We start from the raw sequence: 25,390 nt of genomic DNA on the forward strand, positions 1-25,390 counted from the left end.
TATTAAAAAAAATAATTATTGATTCATAACTGTGAAATTTTGTGCCATTAAAATCAACCTTGTGTAGGTACCTTTGAGTCAGATCAGTTTTAAATCAGTTAATTTTGTAAGGTAAGCCCTCTAACAGGGGCTTATTCAATTATTTTCACATTGGAAAAATTGCATATTATTCCAATGATCCAGGCACCAATCATTACACACACTCACAAGGCTTAATTTCCACCTACCAAAACTCAACTCATGTTTTGGCGGTTTTTATTTTGGCAATTTTCAGAAAAAAGGCCCCCGCGTAGTAATAACTACTCGAGAGCCTTCAAACTAATCTTAATGAATTACATCGAAAGTTAAGTGTTTTTTTACGTGATTTATTCATTTATAACTAACCTGTGCAAGAATGTATTTAAAACCGTAAACAATTGAGTATTAGTATTAATATACATACCAACGCTTACTATAGGTAATGATAAATTTCAGTAGAATTTATTTGCACAAAAATTCACATAATAGCCAACAACTTAATTTAAGGCAATGAATTTTAACAACTTATGATTTAAGTTTACTCTACAATTCTTTATTATAAACCAGTTTATCAAGTAATATTATGAAAACGAAAATAGCTTTATCAATAGCATTTTTGCTGATCGCCTGCTTTACTATAAACGCATATTCATTTCCTGCAAAAAATTCAGGCAAAAAAAAATATAGAGTAACCCATTCTAAATTATACAAACTAACATTAACAAGATCTGTCTCCATGTCAATTGAGGAGATAACAAAAAATCTGGAATTTGATTTTTCACGGGCAGACGTGCACACCCAGTATACAGAACAATTGGATCAGCTTGCAAAACTAATGAATGAAGGAAAACACGCTTTAGCGCTCAGGGGGCATGCCGATTCTATTGGTACCTACGTAGGGAATTGGAAGTTATCTGATAAGAGAGCATTAGCTGTTAAGAAATATCTTGTAGAAAAAGGAGTTCCTGAGGATAAAATAGTCACCACGCCGTTCGGAAGTACACTTCCTGTCTCCAGCAATAAAACAAGTGCCGGAAGAAAAAAGAATCGCCGGGTCGAGATCAAGCTACAATCCACAAACAGTTAATTTCTTTTGCAAAAAAATATTATGGGAATTTACTTATTAATCCAATGAAATATTCACATTGTCTTACAGTTTTATGCTGTTCATTACTGGCTGTTAGCGGCTGTAAAAAGGATACTGCAGTTTCCGGATCGGATATTCCTGAAACAACACAGAATTTTAAAGACGGGTTAACGGCTACCGCTACTAAACCGTTCACGGTAATAACTATTGCTGGAAAACCAAACGTAGAAGGTTATAAAGACGGGATAGGGAAAGACGCCCTTTTTGCGTCTGCTTTTGGAATTGAATTGGCAAATGACGGAAACCTTTTAATTGCTGATGTACGAAATAATAAGATCCGAAAGGTGACACAGGGTGGAGTTGTTTCCACTTTGAATATCCCAAATGCTGCAGATGGGTCAAAGCTTTTAAACCCATATATTGTTAAACAGGCCAAAGATGGTACAATAGCGATTTTTGCCTATCAGTTCGAATATGATTCAAAATATAAATTTTGGATTTACAAGCCAGGAGCCCAACCATTAGCCATTACCGGGAATAAAAATGGCTACTATGGTGGTTTTTCTGCTGATCCATACTACAATTACTATTGGACATGTGGCCTGGAGTTTACTGCTACAGGAATGAGGGGGTTTATTGAAAAAATTTTACCGGATGGAAAACAAGGCGTAGATACTTATTACCTGGTGCCCGACAGGTTGATACCAGAAGATCTGAATTTTCCGTCTGTATCTAAGATTTTCTCTGGATATAATGGTGTGAAATATATAGTTGTCAACAATACCCATATTTATAAATACACCCCTTCAGGAGAATTGACAAGGATCTTTTCGAACTTTATCTATGGCGGAGTAGATGACATTATAGGTAACAAGGATAGCAGGTCGATTTATTTAACCAGCGGGGGAAAGATATATAGTATTTCAAATAATCAGGTAAAATATCTTGTCGGTCCGCAAGAGCCGAGGGATGGCCATGACGGGATTGGTAAGGCTGCGGATGTTTACGCCTATAATTTGGCCTTATCCCAAGATGAAAATACTATTTACTTTACTGACACGCACAGAACAGTTAGAAAGTTATTGCTGAAGTAGCATTACCATTACAATATTCCTGTTAAGGCTTTCTATTCGACAGTAATCAATCTTTATGAAGGTTATATGTCTCAGCGATAAGATATAGAAAGTATGATATCTCTTTTGCTTGACTTTCTACTTTAATTATTGCGCACCTTCCCCGGATCACAGCCGCTTAAATGCTACATTCCTGGCACGGGGGATGGATATCTTCAGATCCGTTATTTTCTTCCGTTTATCCCTTTCAAAATATACTGTTCCGCGCCAGAAGTTGAACCCATCCTAGCCACCAGGGTATCAGCGCCATGCGGCGTCTCCCTAAGCATAAGGGTTTTACCCTGAAGAACGATAGAGAATTTTACCTGGGCTTCATCGGAATAATATTGGCCTGCATATTCCTGCAGGGTTTCCGGAGTAAGGGACGCAGAATCGACGGCGGTATAGACGACTGTATCCCGCTTTGGTCGTATAAAAAGCAGTCCTTTTAGCGGCTGTATGACTACTTTACCCCCATGCTGCGTGATAAAAGTATGAGTGTCCGTGGGTACAAGCGGGCCGTCCGGGGCAAATCCAAAACCTGTATTTGAGGCTACAAGTTTGCCATCCTTCACATATAATTCTGATGCCTCTCCTGATCTGGAATTAAAGTCAATTGCTATTGCGTTATTCGTACAGTAAAAGACTTTTGAAAATGTAAATTAGTGGTTATCAACATACAAGAGTTGAGGTTTACAATCCTAGCTCTCCCCCCCCAAATAATTTAAAAAAATGTGCTATTCAATATTTTTTGAACTCGTCGCCGCCACCACTGAACCCGCGTCCAGCCCAGGTTGGGAGATTGAAAGAACTGGAACAATATTATAAGACGCACCCGCAGCCGGTTACCCTGGATAGGAAATAATAGAGAAGATATTGGTATTTTTACCTAAAAATCTGATTCAAATGGATATGCTTATCGAAAAGATCAAAAATCATGTGCCACTGTCACCGGCAGATGAAGAAATGGTCAAAAAGCTATTCCACAAAAAAATAATACCAAAAGATGAACATTTGCTGGAAGCGGGCCAGGTTTGCCGGCATTTGACCTTTATCGAGCAGGGCCTTGTCAGATATTACCTTTTCACCAGCGGCGAAGAGCAAACGCATTACTTTAATAAAGAAGGAGAATGGGTTTGCGACTACCAGAGTTTTATACCCAAACTTCCGAGCATCGTCTATATACAAGCTTTAGAGGATACGACAATTTGGACAATCAGCTACGACGACCTGCAAACTTTTTACCGGGAAGTTAAGTACGGGGAAAGATTCGGCCGTTTAGGATTAGAGCAGGTTTTTATCGACATCATCCGACAAATTGACTCGCTCTATAGCGACAAGCCTGAAGTACGTTATGAAAAATTCATAAAGGCGTATTTTGATATTGCCCAGCGTATCCCCCAATACCATATTGCTTCTTATGTCGGTGTCAAACCCCAGTCTTTAAGCCGGATTCGTAAAAGAATTTCAAGCCAGTCTTGATTTGTTAACTCAGGTGCATCAATCCTCGCCGCCGTCCCGATAATTTTGTTCCGACATTTAAAAACGAATTATCATGACAACAAAAATTTTTTATGCAATTGCATTTGTAACCGGCCTGGGATTAATTTTTTTAGGTACCCGTTTTCTCTTATCCCCTGAAATAGCTGAAGCCGGATACGGCATACATTTTAATGAACAGGGAGACTATTCATTTCATTATATAAAAGGGATCAGGGATATACTTTCCGGGCTGTTATTGTGCGTTTTTGTGTTGATGAATGAAAGGCGTGCTTTGGGCGTAACCTTATTGGCAGGGACAATGGTTCCTGTTACCGATATGCTTATTGTGCTGGGCAAAAGTTATAATAGTATTCTTCAAGCCATGCCACACATCATTGCTATTCTGATTTGCGCTGTATTCGGGATTGTTTTATTGATAACTAAACCTCAACAAAAAGCGCTATGAAAACACAAGGATACATTAAAATGGTCAGTTCAGCAGACAAGGGTAACAACAGCGTATTGGAGTTGAATATTCTTCCGGGCGAAAAAACGCCCTGGCATTATCACACTTTGTTTTCAGAAACATTTGAGGTTTTGAAAGGTACACTGGAAGTAGGGAAAGGTAAAGACATCCACCATTTATTGCAGGGAGATAAAGCAACCATCGAACCGAACGAAAAACATTATTATCACAATGTTTCCAGCGAGGAATGTGTGATCACAACAACCATTGAACCTGGGAATAAAAACTTTGAACATGCCCTGTTCATTTTAAAAGGGTTGGCAAAAGATGGCCTGGCAAACGATGCGGGAACTCCGCGTAAATTTTCAGACCTAGTATTATTTGTCTATTTAAGCAACTCCAAAATGGTCGGGTTTCAAAAAATAGCCGAGCCGATATTTGATTTTTTTGCAAAAGCATTTATCAAAAAAGGTCATTTAAATGCGTTGTTGCAGAAATATGGTAACGAAACAGGAAACAAAATATAAGACCAATAGACAAGGAATAACCAAGCTGAAAACTACACGGCTTGGTTATTAGCTTTTACCCACGTTGATAATTTTCCTTACCCAGTTACTTCCCTGAACAGCATCGAGCAAACATCCGGCACAGTCGGCATATGGTAAGGCATTGAAGGGAGATATTTGAGCTTTAACTCCGGCTTTATATTTTCCTGTAGGCTTGGTATCATTTAAACCGGAAGCCTCCAATCCAGTGCGCTTTTTTACAAATTACACGATGTAGGGTGTATGATCTGCTGGCACAGAGGATCATTTTCCATATTAAAATTCCAATTCAGACATCCTGACTGGCAATAGATGGTTTATTGTAGGTTCTTACTGGTGTACCTCACCTTTACGCTGCCATTTAAAGTTTCCAGTTCGCTTTGCGATAAGCCACTGGTTGTCCTCCCGTATGTAATCGTCCTGGTAGATAGCGCCGATAGTAGTCTTCATTTTTTTGCCGTTTTCATTCCCAATCAAGGTAATCAGGCTGTAACAGGTTCCTGTAGCGTTATCACCATCGACGGTTACCACCTGCTGGCCGTTAAAATGGAAAACGGTTTCAAAATCTTTAAGAAACTTACCAAACGCTTCCGACATTTCCTTTCGACCTTTCAGTTTTAAAATTGATTTACCTCCCGCAAAAGTTTCCGACAGTGCATTTTCAGAAAACAGCTGTACCTGCGCGTTGAAATCTTTATTATCCCCCAGGACCGAAACGCGGTCAACAAGCTCTTTCAGGGAAATCCTGTCCGCTAATTCTTTAACATTCATAGTTTTTGTTTTTATATAAATTATAAGGATAATTATTGGCGACTTATTATGCACTAATCAATTCCTGCTTATTTTTATAAAGGCTATCTCGAATTTGAGGTAGCCTCTTAGTCGTAATTTTATTTTTGAACTTTTAATAGCTTTTATTTTCAGACTACAGTTAGCACAATCTTGCCTTGAATGTTTGCTTGCGCGGCGCGTTCGTGTGCTTTTTGGGCATCGGCAAGCGGAAACGTGCTGTCAATGGCCGCCCGGACCGTACCGTCGTTAAGCAAACGAGCAACTTCCGCCAGTTGGGCTCCGCTTGAACGCACCTGTGTTGCCGAGACCTTGACACCCAGCTGCTCTGCTTCCGCTGACCCGGAGAAGCCCAAAGGGAATATAGGGAACAAAGCGCCGCCGGGTTTTAGCGTACGCAAAAAACGGCCGGTGGTCGGTCCGCCAACTGAGTCGATGACAAGATCGACGTCATGCACAACATCCTCGGCTGTGGTCTTGGTATAGTCGATGAATTCATCAGCGCCAAGATCTCGCAGGAACGCTTCATGCTTACCGGATGCTACAGCGATCACATGCGCACCTTTCCATTTTGCCAGTTGCACTGCGAAGTGCCCTACGCCTCCCCCGGCGCCATTTATAAGCACCTTTTTACCTTTGAGCAGTACCGGCACATGCTTGTCAGGCTGTAGCGGGTTCTGTACGTCATGTCCAACCTCGATCATGAATTGCCATGCGGTAAGCAATGACATCGGCGCGGCGGCTGCATGCACATGATCAATACCCGCCGGCTTGAGGGCAACTTCCGATGCGGGCGCGGTTACGAACTCAGCATACGCCTGGCTTGGCCCATAGCTGGGAAAACGAACCATAGAATATACTTCGTCGCCAATGGAGAAGCCCTCAACATCATTCGCGATGGCCTCAATTACGCCCGAAATGTCTGTGCCGAGAATGATAGGAAAGGGTACTTTCGGCTGCCACTCAGGCGGCAACATCTTATATCCGTCGCGCAGGTACCAATCAGGAGGATTCAGACCGATTGCATGAACACGTATGCGAACTTCACCCGGCATTATTTCAGGAATTGGTGCATCCTCGTAACGCAATACTTCCGGGCCACCAACTTCGTGCTGGCGGATCGCCTTCATAACCGGCGTATTTTGGATCGTATGAGTTTTTATTGTTAATGGTTCCATTATTTTGTGCTTTTATGAATGGCCAAGTTATATCCTTTGTTTACTTTTGGCAAGTATGTACTTATTTGTATCTTACATACCAAAAAGTATGCATTATTGATTATCAATTATTTATATTAAATTAATATGAAAAATAAATCAGAGATTCCCGATTGTATAATCAATTGTGGAGTTGAATATGCCTTTAAACGCATAGGCGGAAAATATAAAGCGCGGATCTTGTGGCATTTGGGTATGAAGAACGTATTGCGTTATGGGGAACTAAGCAGGACTTTACCTGATATTACTACTAAAATGCTCACCCAAACATTGAGGGATCTGGAAGAAGACAAATTGATTGTGCGCAAAATGTACCACGAAGTGCCGCCCAAAGTAGAATATTCTCTGAGTGACACAGGAAAAGAATTGATTCCGTTTATAGAGCACCTGCATCTTTGGGGGAAAAAGCAACTGGAAACTGAATCATTGGTAAAATAAAATTAACCTGCACGGCGCGAAATTTCAATATTCTACTCCGCGCTGTAAACAAGCCTCCTGCAAATCAGGCGGCTTGTTTTTTTATTTCAATCCGAGGCAGACTTTTGAAAGCATCTCGGGGCCCCTAAAGACCAGTGCCCTATCCTCCTCATGCTGTCCCGAACATGTATCCGGTTTCTTTTTTGGCTTCCGACATCACGAAGAAACTTTGCATGTTACCCACATCCGGCAATTTCGAAAGCTTTTTGATCAGCACCTCGTTATACTCATCCATATCTTTAATGGCCAGGCGCAGCAGAAAATCAAACGCCCCGGTCATATGATAACATTCCAGTACCTCAGGTAATTTGATTACTTCCTCCATAAAGGCCATCAGGCTTTCTTGTGAATGTACCCGCACATGGACCTGGGTATAAGCGATTAACCCCTTACCAACCTTTTTGTGGTTAATGATGGCCGTATAACGCTGGATATATCCTTCCTCCTGTAGCCGGCGGATCCTGGCATGTATAGGGGTGATCGTTTTATGCAATAAATGGGCGATCTCTTTATGTGTCAGGCGGGCGTCCTGCTCCAGCAGTCTCAGTATACCCAGGTCCGTTTTATCTAATACGTGATCCATTTTAAGCAGGGATTAAAGTATTTGCGGTTGATAATAAGTTTTCAGCCTTTTCGACCGTTAATTTTAAGCCGATAAAGATTGGGGACCGTTGATGTAACCCTATTACGGCGATCTCCAGGATACGTTCGGCGCTCTTACCCACCTTTCCGACTGTTCGCTCTGCCAGGAAGGCCATCGGATTACATTCGTAAACCAGCTGTAAAAGCTCGCCTTTTGCGCAGGGGAAATCAGCCTGTTTTTCAACGGGAAATTGCCCTAAAGAGATCACTTCGGTCATATACTTAGTGTAATTAATACATTAATTAACTTATGAATTGGTAGGTGCAAAGTAAGGTTAAATTCATCGATTTTTCAAAATATACGCATGGTATTAACCTTTCAACTACATAAACTGACATGGAAAACAAAATAGAAAGTGTATTCAACTAGATAGTTTATGCGCTTAATTTCATGAAATCAGGCACCAATCGTCACCTGTTTGGAAAAATTGACTAAAAAATCAATAGATTTTGGTCATGTTTTCCAAAGTGCAAATCAAGTGTGGTTTTAATGACCAAAACATTAAAACTTTGTATAGAAATCGGGAACCCAATCCTGCATTTCCCAACCAATTATAAAATGCCTGTATGCTGAATAAAAAGCACAATTTCGGGGCGGGGCCATGTATCCTGCCGGATTCCGTATTAACACGAGCCTCGGAAGCCGTGAAGCACTGGGACAGGGCGGATCTCTCCATTTTAGAGATCTCCCACCGTTCCACAGAATTTGAGCTGGTCGTTCGCGAAACCGAATTTCTGGTCAGGGAGCTCCTCAATGTTCCCGAAACCTACAGCATCCTCTTTTTACAAGGCGGTGCCAGTATGCAATTTGCAATGGTGCCGATGAATTTTTTGGGCACAGGGCAAAAAGCGGCATACCTCGAGGCTGGTTTCTTTGGCGAAAAAGCCATTAAAGAAGCCAGGATCTCGGGTGATGTTACTGTGGTGGCAACCTCAAAAGATACCCATTACCGATCTATCCCCAGGGATTACAACATCCCCGCGGATGCGGCGTACTTTCATACTACTTCCAATAATACCATAGAAGGAACCGAAATATTCAACTTTCCGAAATCGCCGGTCCCGGTTGTTTGCGACATGTCTTCTGATATTTTCAGCAGGGTGATCAATATCAGCGACTTTGACCTCATTTACGCGGGCGCACAAAAGAATATGGGGCCGGCAGGCATGACACTGGTTATTGTTAAGAACAGTTTTTTAGATGGCATCAAAAACCCTGTACATGCGATCCTTGATTACCGGGTATACCGGGCCAATGGCTCGATGTACAATACACCTCCCGTATTCGCGATCTATACCGCCATGCTCAACCTGCAATGGCTAAAAAGTAAAGGCGGTGTGAAGTTCATACATATGGAAAACCTGGCCAAAGCGAAGTTACTCTATGACGAGATAGACAATAACCCCTTGTTTTATGGATTGGCTGAAAAGACCGACCGTTCACTGATGAATGTGACCTTCCGGATGTATGACAAGGAAAAGGAAGAGGAATTTCTAAGCTATGCTGCCAGGCGGGGCATGGTAGGAATCAAAGGTTACCGTACCATTGGCGGGTTCAGAGCCTCCCTTTACAACGCGCTCCCCCTTGAAAGCGTGCAGGCCCTGGTGGACTGTATGAAAACTTACACATTCGAAACAAAACAAAACCTGGTTCAGGTATAAAACATAAAGATGGCCACTATCCAACCCTTTCGCGCGCTGCGCCCGAATTCATTTTATGCCGATCAATTGGTATTTCCCGGTGATGAGCAGGTCTTCTTCTTTGGTATAGGTGAAAAAGAACATCCCCTACTGCCCCTGAAAGCCCAGCTGGAAGCGCCGGCCCGTCTCCGTCCGGAAACTGCCCATGGCCAGGAACAAGCATACCATGACATCCGGGAAGCACTCAAATGTTTATTGCGGCTGGAGCGCGTAAGGCAGGATGCACAACCCGGAATTTATATTTATGAGATTGTGCACCGTAATTACCGCCAAACCGGTATCTGGGCATTGACATCTATACGGGACTTCTTCGACGGCAGAATCAGACTGCATGAACAGACGCTCGCCGACAGCGAACGCCGGATCTGTAATTACCGTAAGTATACCGGTCTGGAAGGGAGCCCGGTTTTATTGACTTATCAGCCAGACATGACCATCAACAGGATCATTGTCGAAACCTGTGCCAATACCCGAAAATCAACGGTGGGAAACCGGAAGAGCCTGCACCGCATCTGGAAGATAGAAGACAGTGAAACGCTCCTTAAACTACAGGATGCTTTCTCCCGGATCGAAACCGTTTATATGGCTGACGGGCACCACAGGCTGGCTTCAACGGCCTGTCTGGCGCTTGAAGCCGGCACAGACGAGTATATTTCTTCACTTTATATAGCCTCCGACCAGCTACGGATCATTGAATATTACCGCCTGATCCTTCCTGATACCGCTGTAAACGAAGTTGACTTGTTCTCCCGCTTAAGCGAACTATTTACGATCATTCCAAGCGAAGGGAACTTACCGGTCAAGCCCCATTCAGCTAACATCCTGGGGATCTGCATCCACAGTAAATGGCATGAATTACATGCGAAATCCCCCGCAGCGCTGGATGTGGTTCTCTTACAGGATGAGGTCCTGGCAAAGATTTTCCGGATCAGCGATCCCAGGAATGATACCCGCCTGAAATGTATCGGCGGCGAAAAAGCGATGGAAGAAACCCTGGCATTGCTCCGGGCTGAACCTTCGGCCATTGCCTTTACACTTTGCCCAATGACGGTGCAGCAGTTGATCAGCGCGGCTGATGCCGGACAGATCCTGCCGCCAAAATCAACCTGGATCGACCCTAAAGTACCCTATGGCCTTTTAATGTATCGGCACAACACCGTTGGCTAAGCCCCCGAAAATCTAACAAATTCAGCAAAACAGAAATGGCCGTAAATAAAATAGCAGCATGAAAAAAGACAAGATCCTCATTATTGGTGCCTGCGGGCAGATCGGCACCGAATTAGCAATTGCCTTAAATAGGCAATACGGCTGTATTTTCCGGAAGGCTTGACCATGGATGTTCAGCACTTTGTGTAAGATGAAAAAACAATGGCTTCTGGATGTAAATAAGTTGACATGGTCAAAGTTTTTCATAAGAACTGGTTTGCTATTTCAGAACAAACGGGGCAAAGGAGCCTGAATCTCCATGCAAACCTCTTTTCTTAAGATAAACCAGCAGTTCCCTTGGCCTGTCTGTTTGAATAATGGTTGTGCCTTGTTCAATCAACCAGTCCCAGCTGTCTTTGGTGTTGCCGACATCAATAGCGGTGTCATCATCATGCCCTGCATTCAGGCTCGCCCAAAGCGAATTGATCCATATTTTTGATCCCTTACGGTTGATAAATAAGTGATTTGCCAAAACAGCTGATGTATCCTTTTTGAAATTAAGTTCAAACGCTACCGGTTGTATATGTTGCTGGTAATCGTTGATCGTTTGTATAGCATGAGGCTTATCCAGGTCAACAACAGCCATGAAAGTAATGCTATCTATAATGGAAGGATAGCGTTCCTTTACCTGACTGTAAACCGCATCTGTTTTAAAAATGGCGTGTTTTAAGGTACCGGTATTTTTAAGTACCTGGTAAGCTTCATCATAATAATCGTAACTTTTATCCAGATTAGCTCGACCATAACCATGCGGATCACCCTGCACCATTCAAATTCTTCCAACGCTTCAAAACAAGCCAGGTGGGCACTGTAATAAAGTGAGGGTAAAATCATTGCTTGCCTTTATGAATGTAGTGGTTGATCGATATCAGTATAAATATATTTTTTGACAGTAAGACGCCCTTCCGCTCCAATTCGCTTATAGACGACCATCTAAGGCCAGTTTATTCCATCATTAATCCAATTTTTTCTTCCTCTATAGCAGCTGCCTGTTTTGGGCTGACGGTGCGTTCAATCCATTTAACGCGCAAAACAAGCACCAGTATGCATAAGATCAATAGCGAATAACTTGCTCCCAGCCAAGCTTGGCTGTTAATATGGAGCGCTTTTACGACGACGAAGCTAAATGCAGAGGTTGAAATGATGTACCCGCCACCGGTCAGCCCGCTGGCCATACCACCATATTGAGAGAACCGCGTTAAACAATAGGCCAGCATACCATTAAATATAAACCCGGCTGCTGAATGAAGTAAGATGACATAAGCCATCAAAGTATATAAATTATGCACCTGTAAGGTTAGCAGGATTAAGCAACCGGAAAGCAATAGCTGAATGACAGCTCCCGCAAACATCCGTTTAAAGAATGGCCTGGAAAGAACAGCTTTGGAGATCAAGCTGCCACCGAGCATGGCCAAGCCGGAGATCATGGAACAATTGCCGGTGACGGTCGCGGGGTAATGCATTACTTGCTCGATCAGAAACGGGCTTGACATATTATAGACCATCAAAACACCGTAGGAAAGTCCCAAAATAAACAGGCCTGCTGTGAAATCCCAGGTACTGATCATCAGGCGGTAAGCTGTCCCGATAGTTTTCAGGCGGAAGGGTACTTTTATGGCAATTGTTTCGCCGCTGAAGATCAGTTCTAACAGGAGAAACACCAGACCGAAACAACCAAGAAAATAGAAGTTGGACTGCCAGCCAAAATGGGTCTGTAGAAATCCCCCGGCAAAGGGCGCAAGAATGGGAGCTGCCGACCAGATGATCGAAAAAAGACTAGTATAGTGCTTTAGCTTATCGCCTGAAAACAGGTCGAAGAAATAAGATCGTTTACTAACCACGATTACGGCGGACATCAATCCTTGTAGGGCACGCATATAATAGATTACTTGCAGGTTACCAGTATTGGCAATCACAAAGCTGGCGACACTAAACCCCGCCAGCGCAATGATGTTTGGCCAGTAGCGGCCATAGCTGTCAAGCACGCCTCCCACCAATAACTGGCCTATGCCATAGGTAGCTAAAAATATGGAAATGGATAGTTGTATGGCTGCCGGCGTTGCACCCAGTTTCGTGCTCATATCTGGCAAGGATGGAATATAGATATCCAGCGCGAAACCGGTAATCGGGATAAGGCAAAATGCCAGGATGGTACCTATGGCTTTATTTGATTCTTTGATGTTTTTCATAACTTGCTTTATATGGTACAAATGTACCCGGGCAAGCCTGTCTGCAGGTAAGACGAATCAAAGCAATGCTTATACAAATCAAATATTAATTTACCTGTCTCCAATGTTCCCTGAACAGCAGCGGCGTGGATCTTGTATTTTGCTTGAAATACTTATTGAAATGAGAAGGATATTCGAAGCCAAGCGTGTAGGCGATCTGCGCTGCATCCCAATCCGTATGCAGCAGCAGTGTCTTAGCCTCTTCCACAATCCGTTCGTGGATAATCTCCCGGGTGGTTTTACCGGTCGCTTTTTTAACAACGTTGTTCAAATAATTAACATGGACATGTAACTGGTCGGCGTAGGCAGCCGGTGTGAGGAACCGTAACGGATTTTCAGGTGAATCAACCGGGAACTGCTGGTTCAGCACACCGAAAAACCTGGCGATCAAACGGTCATTGGAATTATCCTGTTGTACCGCCCCCTGCAAGCGAATACCTTCCAGTATTATCATTTGCAGCAGGCTCCTGATCATATCGTATTTATAAAGATACTGACTGGCCAGCAAAGCTTCCATTTCCCTGTACATATGGATAAACCGGTCACTTTGCCCGGCGTTTAATGGAATAACGGCAGGCACGGCAGGGTTAAATAAAGCACTCCGGTATCTGATATCCTGCCGTATGGTATTCAATAAAAAAGTATCATTGAAAAGACAATAGTAGCCTGATTGTAAATCTGACATTTTTTGATACGCCGACGGAACAGCCGGATTGTAAAATATAATACCCCCGTTTTTAATCAATATATCTTTATCTGCTGCCTTATGCATACCATCGCCGATGATCAGGCTTATCTTATAATAATCCCGGCGATTGTAAGGCGTTTGTTTAGTCAGGCAAACACGTTCCTTTACGTTAAAATGGCTCACATTCGCTTTGGAAAGCAGCTCAGCTGGCATTTGCTGATGAGTGCGCTGATAGAACTCCGGCAACGTTTCTGTTCCTATTTGCATGGCTTGATTATTATACAAGTCAAATATAAGGTAGATTAATAAGCATAGTTGATATGTAGGAAGAAATGACCAGTGGTTTACAATGTTTGCCTCGCCCCCCTTCAAAGATGGCTCTGTTAAAGACACCCGGGGCCATATCTTAGTGGAAGACTTATAAGCTAAACCCAGGGTATAGGATTAACCGGGGTTTAACTTATTAAGATACTGGACAAATCCCCCAGTTTCGCTCAAAACCGGTATGTTCTCGTAAATCGCATTGCCGGTCAGCCACCCCAAAGACGGAGCCGGATTCCCAAGGGAAACAGCCGCCTTTTCATTTGCACATGACAGATAAGTTAGCCTGCGTAAAAATTCTATTGACTTTGTTACATTCTAGGCGGTTATCTCCCCGGTGATTTAATAATAGATTAATATTGGTGGTCTACTTTTGCCGGTACATAATGGTCTTATGGTGCCATTTTTTGTAATAAAAAAAATAATTTTCGTAAACTATGTCACCGAAAAAAATTCTTTGTCTGGCCACCCTGTTACTAACATGCGGCAGGTTTGTGCGGGCCCAAGATCTTGCCGCTATTGAACACAACCGGGTAAAACTACCCAATGGTTGGTCACTAACACCCGTTGGGAAAAGTCTGCCACTGGGTGACTTGCCCTTAAATATAGCAGTAAGTAAGAGCCACCATTACGCCGCGGTTACCAACAACGGCCAAAGCGTTCAAACCATCCAATTGCTGGACGCCAGGACAGACCGCGAACTGGATAAGGTATTGATCAGTAAGGCTTGGGGCGGCCTTGTGTTCAGTGCGGACGAGCAGTCGCTCTATGCCTCCGGCGGCGATAACAACTGGATTATCCGTTATGCCATCACCAACGACAAACTGATGGCAGCCGATACCATCAAGCTCGGCGAAGCATGGAGTAAAAAGCCAAATTCGGAATCTATTTCGCCTACCGGCCTGGCGCTTGACGATAAACGGGGCATTTTGTACGTTGTTACCAAGCTGGATAACAGCCTTTATCTCATCGACCTTAAAACAAAAACCATTAGCCAGAAGATCAAACTGGGCACCGAAGCTTATACCTGCCTGCTATCACCCGATCTGTCAAAGTTATACATCAGCCTTTGGGGAGGAGATAAAGTGGCCATATTTGACACGAAGAAAAATAAGCTGCTCGACGCCATTGCGGTGGGTGATAACCCGAATGACCTGTGCATCTCCCGGAATGGGAAATACTTATATGTGGCCAATGCCAACGATAATACGGTGTCGGTAATTGATGTGCGCAAAGCTAAAGTGCTGGAAACCCTGAACACTGCGGTATCGCCCACCCCGCTGAGCGGAACCACCAGTAACTCGGTAGCCCTGAGCAAAGACGACAAAACTTTATACATTGCCAATGCCGATAATAATTGCCTGGCCGTGTTTGATGTAACAAAGGCAGGTTCCAGCCAGTCGCTTGGGTTTGTGCCTACAGGCTGGTATCCCAGCGTTGTGCGCGTTATAGATAACAAACTGTACGTAGCCAACGCCAAAGGCTTTTCGTCGCTGCCTAATCCGCATGGACCTAACCCTGTAGCCAAAAACCAAACTGTTGTACTGCACGGCGGCGACCCATTTCGACCACAACGTACCGAATATATTGGCGGTGGATTACTGATGGGTACCCTGAGCATCATCCCAACGCCTACCGAAAAAGAGCTGCCTGTTTACGCACAGGCGGTAGTTCACAATACACCTTACCACCGGGAGCAGGAAACGCACGCCAATAGCGAAGCGGGCAACCCCGTTCCGGCTAAAGTGGGCGCTCCATCACCCATTAAATACGTTTTTTACATCATTCAGGAAAATCGGACGTATGACCAGGTACTGTCTGATATGCCCAAGGGCAACGGCGATACCAGCCTGCTGCTATTTGGCAAGCGCATTACGCCCAACCACCATGCACTGGCAGAAAACTTTGTGCTGCTGGACAATTTTTATGTAGATGGCGAGGTAAGTGCCGACGGGCATAACTGGAGTTTGGGCGCCTACGCCACAGATTATATGGAAAAGAACTGGCCTACCAGCTATGGCAGCCGCGGCCCCGGGGCCGCGGGCCCAACGGCTAAGAACAAGCTGTACATCTGGGATCAGGCCAGTCGTTTCAACGTAACTTTCCGCACCTACGGCGAGTTTATTAATGCCGATAATACGCCGCAGATACCCGTACTGAAAGATCACTTTGCCAAAACGTACCCTACCCGCGATCTGCGCGACCCCGATACCCTGCGCTACCAGGCATGGGAACATGATTTTGACTCGCTGATGCGCAACAACGCGCTGCCACAGCTAAGTACTATGCGCATGCTGTCTGACCATACCGAGGGTACAACCGCGGGCAGACCCACGCCTTTTGCACATGTCGCCGATAACGATCTGGCTGTTGGCCGCCTGGTAGAGCACATTGCCAAAAGCCCGATATGGGAAAACAGCGTGATCTTCATTGTGGAAGACGACGCCCAAAATGGCCCCGACCATGTGGATGCCCACCGCTCACCTGCATATATTGCCGGAGGCTTTGTAAAACGGAACTTTGTAGATCATACCATGTATTCTACCTCCTCTGTTCTGCGCACTATAGAGCTGATCCTTGGTTTGCCGCCGATGACGCAGTATGACGCTTCGGCCACAGCCATGTGGCGTTGTTTTAGTAAAACGCCCAACAATACAGCCTTTAGCAGTTTCCCATCCAATATCAACCTGAAGGAACTTAACCCTAAGGGGACAAAACTTGCGGCGATGGCCAAAGGGCTTGATTTTTCGGCAGTAGATCGCGTGCCTGACGAAATCATGAACAACATGATATGGAAGGCCATTAAAGGGGAGGATGCTCCGGTACCAATTCCGGTGCGTGCCGCCTTTGTAAAGGCTGTTCAGAAAGCAGGAGATGATGATTAAGTGATAAGGCATGAGTCGATTAAGCAAATACCCCGGGTTTTACAGAGCCTAGGGTATTTGAAATTAATTCAGATGAGGCTTTTTCTGGTGACATTGGGCCGTTAATCAAGGCTCGCAGCCTTTCCACCGAAAAAAAAGCAACATTGTCTAAATATCAGGAACCAGGTAAGCCCGCATCTAATTTTATTTCCAGTGCTGTTCTAATATTAGCCGGAAGATTTGATAGCAATGTATAGCCGGTAGCAAGTTCAATATCCTTTATCGATACAATATATTTTGTCCAGTCTTTATTTGTGGTATTGATATTAGGCGTATTAACCGCAATTACCCGCGTACTGGCAGTTACCCTATTAATATCACCATTGCCGGCGGGTATAATAACCGCTACTTTCCAAACATTGCTCGGAACATTCACATGGCCGTTGTTGACGGTATTTGCTGCTCCTAATGAACCGGTGCCGGATGCTAATACACCGTAAAAAAGAGCGCTCAGCAAACTCCATATTCGCGTAAGAATAGCACGACAATTCCAGATATGATGATTGAATAACGTGAAACATATTAGCGCGTTGTCCGGACAAGCACATTTCTACATCCCCAAATATGGCGGGAATGAAGCTTTGTCCTCCCAGTAATCGCTCAATATAATCCGGATGTCCTTGACCAGTAATTTTTTCAATATATCCAAGAAAAACGGTTCAAAAGTAATCCGGTCAAGGCATATAAAAATCCAAACATTAATATCTCCTTGCCTATTTTATAAAGCCTTTAACTTTCACATCGTGGATTATGGGCTCAATAAGCCGTAAAGAGCTCTCTAAGTGTTCAAAGTATTCCAGTTCAGGGGTACTAACCGCTATTATTATAATAAGAAAAGCAATGATAAGCTACAAGCACAGAAAGAGGAAATTGATCAGCAAAACCATGAGTTACAGGTAATGAATCAGAATCAGAAAATGCTGCTGACAGAAAAAGAATGGTTGTTGCGCGAGATCCATCACCGGGTAAAAAACAATCTCCAAACTACCATGAGCCTGCTAAAAATGCAATCAGTCTATATAAATAATGAATCGGCACTGGAGGCTATGCGGAATAGCCAGCGACGTATATACGCGATGTCATTAATCCACCAGAAATTGTATCAATCTGATGAAATGACCCACATAAATATTAAGGATTATATTTATGAGCTTGTATATTATTTAAAAGACAGCTATAGCAGTAAAATTAAAGGAAGCTATAGCGACCGTAATAAAATTACTTATGAACTAAATGTAGCAACTGTTGATCTTGATATTGTGCAGGCAATTCCCCTGGACCCCATCATTAATGAAGCTGTAACAAATGCCATTAAATATGCTTTCCCTAACGAGATGAATGGTGTAATTACTATTCTGTTAAAGCAAACCCATGATGATCATTTCCTGTTAAACATAAGCGACAATGGTGTGGGCTTACCTGCTGATTTCGATTTAAACTCAACAAACACTTTAGGTATGAACCTGATGAGGGGCTTGTGCGATCAGTTGCAGGGTGAATTTAGTTTAGAGCGATATTTTGGGACAGGGCTAAAGTTTACTTTTAAACGCGTTGATAAAATCATACGGGAAGATCAGCTTTCGTATAATAAAACTGAGATATCCTGATACAAACCGATCTTAATTCCTGTTATGTTTTGGGTCTTGATCCATCACCCGTCATGCATCTATATAGATCTGCCCCGGGTCGTTTCACCTGGGGGTTGCCCTAAGCTGCATCTGCACGTTGGGCGACATTAGAACGTTATCAGTCACGTGATGGCATATCTACAAAGCTTGATGCAGCATAATTTCTTGATGCCAATAGAATGATAAAAATAATTATCATTGCTACCATTAGCCACACAAATTTTCTCCCCGCGGAATCTTCCAGGATTTTAGTAAAAATACTTTCTTCAGGTTTGTTTTTAATTTTAAACGCCTTGTCTGCATTTTCTATATCTATCTCAGGAACTCCTCTCTTTAAAAGGATGTATTTGATTATGATAAGGGAATGAGTATTATACCATTCTTGCGAATGTTTAAGTATTTGAAGTAGGTTAAACGTAGACTCTGCCTCAAATTTACTTTGTACATTATCAATATGCTTTAATTCGTTGTGCATAGCTTCATTAATTTAGCCATTAGCCCCTATCTGGCGGTAATACAAAATAAGCGTGGAGCCTCATCACCACAACCAACCAAAAGTGCACAGTACGAAAGAAATAACCCCACCACACATTGGTATGCGAATAAGTTCTCCGTAATGTGTTCAGGTTGTTCAATTTTCAACGTAGGTGATCTTAAACGAGTTCGCTAGTAAAACACTAATATAAATAACAATTATTTATATTAAATAAGAAATTTATTATTTATGAAATATGTAGTTAGATAAGTAACGATGGTGAAATCCGGATACTTTATATCGAAATCAGAAAGGCTCCTTTTTTTATTAACCCGACCTGGCGGAAGTTACCGTTTACACGCTGGTGACGTGGGGCGTACAAAACAGTAACAATATTGTTTCTTTGCGAAAATGACCCTCTTTTAACCTTATTCCCAATAAACATTATGCATATTGCGTGGTAATAAATATCAATTTCATAATGAAACAACAGTACTTACGCTTTCTCCTGCCCCTGCTTTCATCAATCATTTTTTCAACCGCTTCGGCACAACACCAAAGTGTCCCCAGGGACGGCGGGGGGTATCGTGAAACACCTGAAAAAATAAATGATCTTATAGATACCCGGCTCGATGTAAAGTTTGATTACCAGAAGTCATACCTGTACGGTAAAGAATGGGTGACCTTAAAGCCTCATTTTTATGCCACAGATTCACTGAGACTGGATGCCAAAGGAATGGATATTCATCAGATTGCCATCGTCAAAGCCGGCAAGCTGCAACCTCTTCAATACAACTATTCAGATAGCCTTTACCTTGACATTAAGCTTGATAAAAAATATAAGAGTGGTGAGCAATACGTAGTGTTTATAGATTATACCTCAAAGCCAAACCTGTTGCACGATAAACCAGGCCACAAATTAGATGGCAAAGGTTTATACTTTGTAAACCCCAAAGGTACAGAAGCTGATAAGCCTATCCAGATCTGGACACAGGGCGAGGCGGTAAGTTCGTCGTGCTGGTTCCCTACCATTGATAACCCGGGGCAAAAGACCACGCAGCAACTAAGCATGACCGTACCGGCAAAATACACTACCCTATCCAATGGCTTGCTGATCAGCCAGAAATCGAATACTGACGGTACCCGTACGGATACCTGGAAGCAAAAACTGCCACATTCGCCATACCTTTTCATGATGGCCATCGGCGATTTTAAGGTATATAAGGATAAATGGCGCAATAAGGAGGTTAATTATTATCTGGAGCCTAAATATTTTCCTTATGCAAAGGCGGTATTTGGCCAAACGCCAGAGATGATGGAGTTTTTTTCAAAAGCACTGGGCGTCGACTTTCCCTGGGAGAAGTATTCGCAGGTAGTTGTTAGGGATTACCCTCTTGGTGCTATGGAAAATTCTTCGGCTACCCTACTGGGCGATTATGTACAGAAGAGTCCATGGGAATTGGTAGACGATCCGAACGGCACGGGTGGAACTACTATAGCGCATGAGCTTTTTCACCAATGGTTTGGCGACCTGGCAACTTGCGAAAGCTGGAGTAACGAAACGCTGAATGAATCATTCGCTGTATTTGGTGAAAAATACTGGAACGAAAAAAAATATGGCAAGGACGATGGCGACGCCAAACGTTATGACGAGTTACTGGCCTACCTGAATAATAAGACCGCCGCTAATCAAAACCTGGTTCCCTTTTATTATACCGAAAGCGAAGGCATCAACGGCTCCAATATTTATGACAAGGGCGGCCTGATCCTAAACATGTTGCGCAATTACCTCGGCGACGAAGCCTTCTTTAAGGGCTTAGGTGTTTATCTTAAAGCCCGTTCGTTTAAAAGTGCCGAAGTACAGGACCTGCGCCTGGCGTTCGAAGAAGTATCTGGCAGGGACCTTAACTGGTATTTCAACCAATGGTATTATGGTGCCGGTCACCCAATTCTGGACATTACCTATAATTGGGATGAGGCCACTAAAACAGAAAAGGTTTTTGTCGCTCAAAATCAGCAAGGTCAAATTTTTCAATTGCCCATTGCTGTTGATGTGTACGTTGGTGGGAAAACAGAGCGGCACCAGGTTTGGTTAAGCCATTTAAAGGATACACTTAGCTTCAAGACGGCCGCCCGCCCCGACCTGGTAAATGTTGACGCCGAAAAGATATTGCTAACAAACAAGACAGATCATAAAACCCTGGCCGAACTGGCATTTCAATATCAGCATGCCCCGCTTTATATGGATCGCCTGGAGGCTTTTGTGGCAGCCGCAGACCAGCAATCAACGACAGAAGGTAAATATATATTGACGGCAGCCTTAAAAGACAAATACCACGGTTTACGTATTAAGGCTATCAGAGCCATTAAAGCAGATAACCGGGCGTTCGTGACAGCTGTGTTACCTGCAGTGGCTGATCTGGCTAAAAATGACCGGAACTACCCGACACGTGCGGCGGCGTTAAAACTGCTGGGCAAAACAAACTCGCTGGTTTACAAGGATCTTTATGTAGCATCTTTATCAAGCCCATCGTACGGTGTACGCGGCGCAGCTTTAACCGCTCTTAATACCATAGCACCTGATCAGGCCTTTAAAACAGCTAAGGAATTACAGCCACAAGCAGAGGGGCCTTTTGCGCAGGCTATCGTGGCTGTTTATGCTACCAACGGAGCAGATCCCGAATGGCCTTATGTAATAGCGGCGTTTAAAAGAGCTTCTGTGCAGGTAAAAGTTGATAATGCTGTTCAGTCGTTACCTCAAATTATTGGCAGGATGACTAACCGTGCCTACGTAACCGAGGGTATCAACAGTATCCGTGACCTGGCCATCGCTTACAAAAAATACGGCATCGCATCAAGACTGATCGCTTCATTGGAGGAAATCAGCAAGCAGCGTAAGAAAAGCAATGACGATGACTCTGCAAAAATCGCCAATGAAGCCATTAAACAAATAAACGATGCTAAAGCATAAACATTGATCAGAGACCAGCACCCGGTTCGGGATGCTGGCTCTTTCATTTAAGGATCGTGTATAATCAGCCTTCCGGCTTCCAATATAATCCGGTGATAGACCAATAGCATCCCGGTGTTATCTGGCTTTTCTTTCAATATCTGGTTCAGCCTTTTAAAACTGATGCCTAATTTACCAGCAATATATATCATCTCCGGCACGAAGGGTTGATGTTTATCTTCAAAGCGCTCGAAATGTGCATCAATGAACGTAAGTAAATTTTGCTAAATACTTGGAATGGCGGGGAATGTTATTTAACTTTGAATAACAAAGTACTTTTAATAATTAAAACACGAGATTATGAAGACCTCCAGAATAAAATTCGTTATGCTCTTCCTTGTTTTAGCATTTGCTTTTCAATTTATCACTACCTCCATTCTGGGACTGGAGACCCGGCTTTTTCCTGCCGGCAATAGCACGTCCTTCCTGGGGATGGGATCGGCAACAGGCTGGAAAAGCATCGTATCCATGATCTTATTACCTGTCAAACTGATACTGATCGGGCCGCTGATACCATTTATTGATTTTTTGCGGCAAGAACCGGATACGCCGCCGCCATTTTTCCTGATCGGTTTTGCTGTCTACTGGACAATCCTTGCCCTGATCATTTATTACCTCTTGGGTAAATTCAAAGCGCGTAGACAATAATAAACCTGCATTGATGAACAGACTTGAAGCGATATACTATGAGGCAAAAGCGGACAAGTATTTTATCCGGTTTTGAAATTTATAACGTCCTCTATATCAATATAAAAGTTAAATTTTTTGCCGCTCGCAGCTACGTTGAAAGAAGCTCATTGATTTGTTCATTATTAACGGAGCCAAATATTTTAGCAAGTGCATAATCAATAAGATCATCCGGCCCGGTTTTTATAAACCCAACCAGATGATCATTATTAAATAACAGGTACTATTATTGCTGCATTTTTTAATAAAGACCGACCTTAATGGTCGTTTGTAAAAAAGGAAAACTCTTCCATGGTCATAAAGTCGCCATTCCCAAAATTAGAAAGTAGCTTAAAGCGGAAATACCTGAACTTAGGAGTGCCAGCAATTACGGGGAAGGATTCTCCACGAAGAGCGAACGCAACATCCGCGTCGGTGTTTGTGCCTACGGCCGAGCCCGACGGCTTCACCGATTCGTAACTTCCTATTTTTGTCCAGCTTCCCCAGCTACCGTCCGCGTTTGGATTGTTGCTGCCGTATAGTTCAAATGCCTTAACGCTTTGCTGATCGTAAAGCCTGTCGTTCGCCTGCCAAACCTTGAAACCGGTTATTGCAGTTGATATGCCACTGTCAAAGGTAAACCAGCAGGGTACTTTGGATTCCGTAGCAAAACCCGGAGGATTGAAATTATCATCCCAGAGAAACTCCTCCAACCATCCGTAGCCACCTTCCAATACATCGGTTGGCAGTATCAGGCTCTTGAATTTGGCCTTGTTTAGTCCGTTGGAGAAGTAGGCTGTAGCTGCTGCCGGAGAAAAGGTTTCAAACGCAGTCGAATCCGGCTTAAACAGCGACCGGAAAGTTAATTGACTATTCGGCTTTACGTCTGAAATTTTGGTATAGATTTCACTTTTAGCGACGATAATGGTTTTGGTGAGGCTGCTGCTGTTGATATATTTCAACTCAACACCCAGTTCGTCAGAAGCCGCGTTGCCCCAATCGATGGTCGCTTTACCATCATCATCAAAATAAGCCAGCTTTAAATTCCGGTTGGCCAATGAGGCTGTATAGCTGGGACCATACACCACCCCGGACGCATTGGTAACTACTGATTTATGACCTTTTACATCATATGTATAAATAATGAAGTTGTAATTTCCTTCCGTTAACTTATCCACAATGATATTTATGGTATCTACACCCAAGGTTCGGGTAACCGGTGTTTCCGTTGAATCCTGCATGTTATTGTAAAACACCCGGATCTTGGTAACCAGCGGATCATTGCCCAACACAATAGCAAGCTGCACCCTGTTATTACCCGGGTGTACAAACACCGAGTCGGCGCGGCCTGGGTAGGTAATTTCGCCGCCCTTTTCAAATTTTTTATAGGCATCACCCGTAGTTTTGGTGCAGGACGCAAGGCAGAATGCAAAACAGGTGACTAACAGTAACGCAAAATATTTTATTGTTTTCATAAATTTAATTTTGATCATTGATTATTTTGAATCGCCCCACATCATTATTTCATTAAAATTCACATAAGAACCGTTCGACCAGTTTTTCAATGTCCTGAACCTGATGTAACGTACCTTAGGGGCATCTAACGGGAACGAGATGGTTTCTCCGGCGTTGGCTGCATCAATATCATCCTGAGATAGTTGCCCCTCCGGCAAACCCGAAGGCTTCACCTGGGTATGCGAGGTCAATAAAGTCCATCCGCTGTAACTGCCGTCCGGGTTGGGGCTATTGGAACCCCAAATTTCCACTACCCTGGGATTGTGCAGCGTGTAGAAGAACCCCTGGCGCATAAAATAACTTAAGCGGCTTAATTTAGCCTGAACTCCCATATCATATGTGAACTGTTGCGGCATTTTTGAATCATCGCCTGTATGATAATAACCGCTGTTATTGGTGATGTCTCCGTCAAATAGCTTATCAACACCGCCTCCATATTGCGGCCCAAGCTGGGCATCTGTGGGCAATACAATTGGTTTTATTTTGTTTCTATCCAGCAGTTCCTCGAAGAGTGGCTTCAAATTCACGATGAGCGTGTCAGATAAGTTTCCCCACCTGTCGCGTACAAATACGCCAAATTTGGTGTTCACCGCTGGCAAGCCCCTTGTTGAAAAGTCACCAGCACGCAAATTGGTATAATTCGTATTGATCGGCGAAAACTGGCCAAGGGAATCGTTGGCCAATACGATGATAGCCAGGCTGGCCTTTTGCCCGTTGGAAAACTTGATATTTATTCCCCCGAAGTCTGGCGAAACAATTAAACTATCCCTTACCAGCTTAAGCGGCGGCTTCAACGGATGTACGTTGATGATAACCGGTGCGGACGCATTTTCGCTTTTGTCAACAGCGTATAATTTAACCTGGTATTGAACGGTATCGCCGAAACCATCCACAATCATGCTGCTGTTGTAGCGGCTAACCTTTGTTTCCCGATTATCACCCTTTCTGATGGAATATTCCGCCCTGATGTAGGACAGATCGGCATCATTGGGCAGCGAATAACTGATTTTTGCTGCCCCATTGAGGTTTACAACAGCAACATGGGTTACCGATCCGGGCGCAACATTGTCTTTTACTACCGGAGCAAGTATATCCTGCTTGCAGGAATTGGTGATCAGGATGATCATTCCAATAAAGCAAATAGTTAATATTTTTTTCATTTCTTATAGCGTATAATGATTTTACATTGAGTT

General features: G+C 43.5%; 24 protein-coding genes. 12 read left to right on the top strand and 12 right to left on the bottom strand.

Going from position 1 to position 25,390, the window contains the following annotated elements; translation table 11 throughout:
* Positions 1–601 precede the first annotated feature (601 nt).
* Both AC1D0K_RS01355 and AC1D0K_RS01360 read left to right on the top strand, forming a co-directional pair.
* Positions 602–1,105, top strand: coding sequence for an OmpA family protein (locus tag AC1D0K_RS01355; protein WP_477395946.1), 504 nt, complete (start codon positions 602–604; stop codon positions 1,103–1,105).
* Positions 1,106–1,149: 44 nt separating this feature from the next.
* Positions 1,150–2,199, top strand: coding sequence for a hypothetical protein (locus AC1D0K_RS01360; protein WP_477395944.1), 1,050 nt, complete (start codon positions 1,150–1,152; stop codon positions 2,197–2,199).
* 203 nt (positions 2,200–2,402) lie between these two features.
* Here the strand turns inward: AC1D0K_RS01360 and AC1D0K_RS01365 are convergent, their stop codons facing one another.
* Positions 2,403–2,792: a hypothetical protein gene (locus AC1D0K_RS01365; protein ID WP_477395942.1), complete on the bottom strand. Its 390-nt coding sequence runs from the start codon at positions 2,790–2,792 to the stop codon at positions 2,403–2,405.
* A 331-nt stretch (positions 2,793–3,123) separates the two neighbouring features.
* Here AC1D0K_RS01365 and AC1D0K_RS01370 point away from each other — a divergent pair, with 331 nt between their 5' ends.
* The 3 genes from AC1D0K_RS01370 to AC1D0K_RS01380 all read left to right on the top strand — a co-directional run bounded on the left by AC1D0K_RS01370 (position 3,124) and on the right by AC1D0K_RS01380 (position 4,692).
* Positions 3,124–3,699 carry a Crp/Fnr family transcriptional regulator gene (locus AC1D0K_RS01370; protein ID WP_477395940.1) on the top strand — a complete coding sequence of 192 codons (576 nt, stop codon included), beginning with the start codon at positions 3,124–3,126 and terminating at the stop codon, positions 3,697–3,699.
* A gap of 73 nt (positions 3,700–3,772) precedes the next feature.
* A complete protein-coding gene (locus tag AC1D0K_RS01375; protein ID WP_477395938.1) occupies positions 3,773–4,165 on the top strand; it encodes a DUF4267 domain-containing protein in 393 nt (130 codons plus the stop codon).
* Positions 4,162–4,692: a cupin domain-containing protein gene (locus tag AC1D0K_RS01380; protein ID WP_477395935.1), complete on the top strand. Its 531-nt coding sequence runs from the start codon at positions 4,162–4,164 to the stop codon at positions 4,690–4,692. Before AC1D0K_RS01375 ends, AC1D0K_RS01380 begins: the two co-directional genes overlap by 4 nt.
* A 348-nt stretch (positions 4,693–5,040) precedes the next feature.
* Here the strand turns inward: AC1D0K_RS01380 and AC1D0K_RS01385 are convergent, their stop codons facing one another.
* Both AC1D0K_RS01385 and AC1D0K_RS01390 read right to left on the bottom strand, forming a co-directional pair.
* Positions 5,041–5,481 carry a nuclear transport factor 2 family protein gene (locus AC1D0K_RS01385; protein WP_477395933.1) on the bottom strand — a complete coding sequence of 147 codons (441 nt, stop codon included), beginning with the start codon at positions 5,479–5,481 and terminating at the stop codon, positions 5,041–5,043.
* A gap of 149 nt (positions 5,482–5,630) precedes the next feature.
* On the bottom strand, positions 5,631–6,677 hold the full coding sequence (locus AC1D0K_RS01390; protein ID WP_477395931.1) for an NADP-dependent oxidoreductase: 1,047 nt from the start codon (positions 6,675–6,677) through the stop codon (positions 5,631–5,633).
* 126 nt (positions 6,678–6,803) lie between these two features.
* Here AC1D0K_RS01390 and AC1D0K_RS01395 point away from each other — a divergent pair, with 126 nt between their 5' ends.
* Positions 6,804–7,154, top strand: coding sequence for a winged helix-turn-helix transcriptional regulator (locus AC1D0K_RS01395; protein WP_477395929.1), 351 nt, complete (start codon positions 6,804–6,806; stop codon positions 7,152–7,154).
* A gap of 148 nt (positions 7,155–7,302) precedes the next feature.
* On the opposite strand, the gene AC1D0K_RS01400 is transcribed toward AC1D0K_RS01395, so the two are convergent.
* Positions 7,303–7,776, bottom strand: a complete 474-nt coding sequence (locus tag AC1D0K_RS01400) for an Lrp/AsnC family transcriptional regulator (protein ID WP_477395927.1) — start codon at positions 7,774–7,776, stop codon at positions 7,303–7,305.
* Position 7,777: 1 nt separating this feature from the next.
* On the bottom strand, positions 7,778–8,053 hold the full coding sequence (locus AC1D0K_RS01405) for a hypothetical protein (protein WP_477395925.1): 276 nt from the start codon (positions 8,051–8,053) through the stop codon (positions 7,778–7,780).
* A gap of 349 nt (positions 8,054–8,402) precedes the next feature.
* Between AC1D0K_RS01405 and serC the strand changes: the two genes are divergently transcribed.
* Together serC and AC1D0K_RS01415 are read left to right on the top strand one after the other, a co-directional pair.
* The gene (serC, locus tag AC1D0K_RS01410; RefSeq protein ID WP_477395923.1) at positions 8,403–9,497 is read left to right on the top strand and encodes a 3-phosphoserine/phosphohydroxythreonine transaminase; all 1,095 of its coding nucleotides are present in this window, start codon (positions 8,403–8,405) and stop codon (positions 9,495–9,497) included.
* A gap of 9 nt (positions 9,498–9,506) precedes the next feature.
* Positions 9,507–10,703 (top strand): DUF1015 family protein, encoded by a 1,197-nt coding sequence (locus tag AC1D0K_RS01415; protein WP_477395921.1) that lies wholly within the window; start codon positions 9,507–9,509, stop codon positions 10,701–10,703.
* Positions 10,704–10,962: 259 nt separating this feature from the next.
* Here the strand turns inward: AC1D0K_RS01415 and AC1D0K_RS01420 are convergent, their stop codons facing one another.
* From AC1D0K_RS01420 to AC1D0K_RS01430, 3 genes are all read right to left on the bottom strand, one after another.
* Positions 10,963–11,511, bottom strand: coding sequence for a DUF4996 domain-containing protein (locus AC1D0K_RS01420; RefSeq protein WP_477395919.1), 549 nt, complete (start codon positions 11,509–11,511; stop codon positions 10,963–10,965).
* Positions 11,512–11,686: 175 nt separating this feature from the next.
* The gene (locus tag AC1D0K_RS01425; RefSeq protein WP_477395917.1) at positions 11,687–12,931 is read right to left on the bottom strand and encodes an MFS transporter; all 1,245 of its coding nucleotides are present in this window, start codon (positions 12,929–12,931) and stop codon (positions 11,687–11,689) included.
* Between the two features lie 85 nt (positions 12,932–13,016).
* Entirely contained in the window at positions 13,017–13,925 is a 909-nt protein-coding gene (locus AC1D0K_RS01430) for a helix-turn-helix domain-containing protein (RefSeq protein WP_477395915.1), read from the bottom strand.
* Positions 13,926–14,416: 491 nt separating this feature from the next.
* Here AC1D0K_RS01430 and AC1D0K_RS01435 point away from each other — a divergent pair, with 491 nt between their 5' ends.
* Positions 14,417–16,864, top strand: a complete 2,448-nt coding sequence (locus AC1D0K_RS01435; protein WP_477395913.1) for a bifunctional YncE family protein/alkaline phosphatase family protein — start codon at positions 14,417–14,419, stop codon at positions 16,862–16,864.
* 154 nt (positions 16,865–17,018) lie between these two features.
* Here the strand turns inward: AC1D0K_RS01435 and AC1D0K_RS01440 are convergent, their stop codons facing one another.
* Entirely contained in the window at positions 17,019–17,360 is a 342-nt protein-coding gene (locus AC1D0K_RS01440) for a DNA/RNA non-specific endonuclease (RefSeq protein ID WP_477395911.1), read from the bottom strand.
* Between the two features lie 325 nt (positions 17,361–17,685).
* Between AC1D0K_RS01440 and AC1D0K_RS01445 the strand changes: the two genes are divergently transcribed.
* Complete coding sequence (locus tag AC1D0K_RS01445; protein WP_477395909.1) at positions 17,686–18,510, top strand: sensor histidine kinase; 825 nt, start codon at positions 17,686–17,688, stop codon at positions 18,508–18,510.
* A 139-nt stretch (positions 18,511–18,649) separates the two neighbouring features.
* Here AC1D0K_RS01445 and AC1D0K_RS01450 read toward each other — a convergent pair whose 3' ends face one another.
* On the bottom strand, positions 18,650–19,006 hold the full coding sequence (locus AC1D0K_RS01450; protein ID WP_477395907.1) for a hypothetical protein: 357 nt from the start codon (positions 19,004–19,006) through the stop codon (positions 18,650–18,652).
* Positions 19,007–19,487: 481 nt separating this feature from the next.
* Here AC1D0K_RS01450 and AC1D0K_RS01455 point away from each other — a divergent pair, with 481 nt between their 5' ends.
* Together AC1D0K_RS01455 and AC1D0K_RS01460 are read left to right on the top strand one after the other, a co-directional pair.
* Complete coding sequence (locus AC1D0K_RS01455; RefSeq protein ID WP_477395905.1) at positions 19,488–21,977, top strand: M1 family aminopeptidase; 2,490 nt, start codon at positions 19,488–19,490, stop codon at positions 21,975–21,977.
* 339 nt (positions 21,978–22,316) lie between these two features.
* Entirely contained in the window at positions 22,317–22,664 is a 348-nt protein-coding gene (locus AC1D0K_RS01460) for a hypothetical protein (protein ID WP_477395903.1), read from the top strand.
* A 296-nt stretch (positions 22,665–22,960) separates the two neighbouring features.
* Here AC1D0K_RS01460 and AC1D0K_RS01465 read toward each other — a convergent pair whose 3' ends face one another.
* On the bottom strand, positions 22,961–24,157 hold the full coding sequence (locus AC1D0K_RS01465; RefSeq protein ID WP_477395901.1) for a DUF4998 domain-containing protein: 1,197 nt from the start codon (positions 24,155–24,157) through the stop codon (positions 22,961–22,963).
* Positions 24,158–24,178: 21 nt separating this feature from the next.
* On the bottom strand, positions 24,179–25,357 hold the full coding sequence (locus tag AC1D0K_RS01470; RefSeq protein ID WP_477395899.1) for a DUF5000 domain-containing lipoprotein: 1,179 nt from the start codon (positions 25,355–25,357) through the stop codon (positions 24,179–24,181).
* Positions 25,358–25,390 lie beyond the last annotated feature (33 nt).

It is taken from the genome of Mucilaginibacter sp. P1_A3 (genome assembly GCF_056406855.1).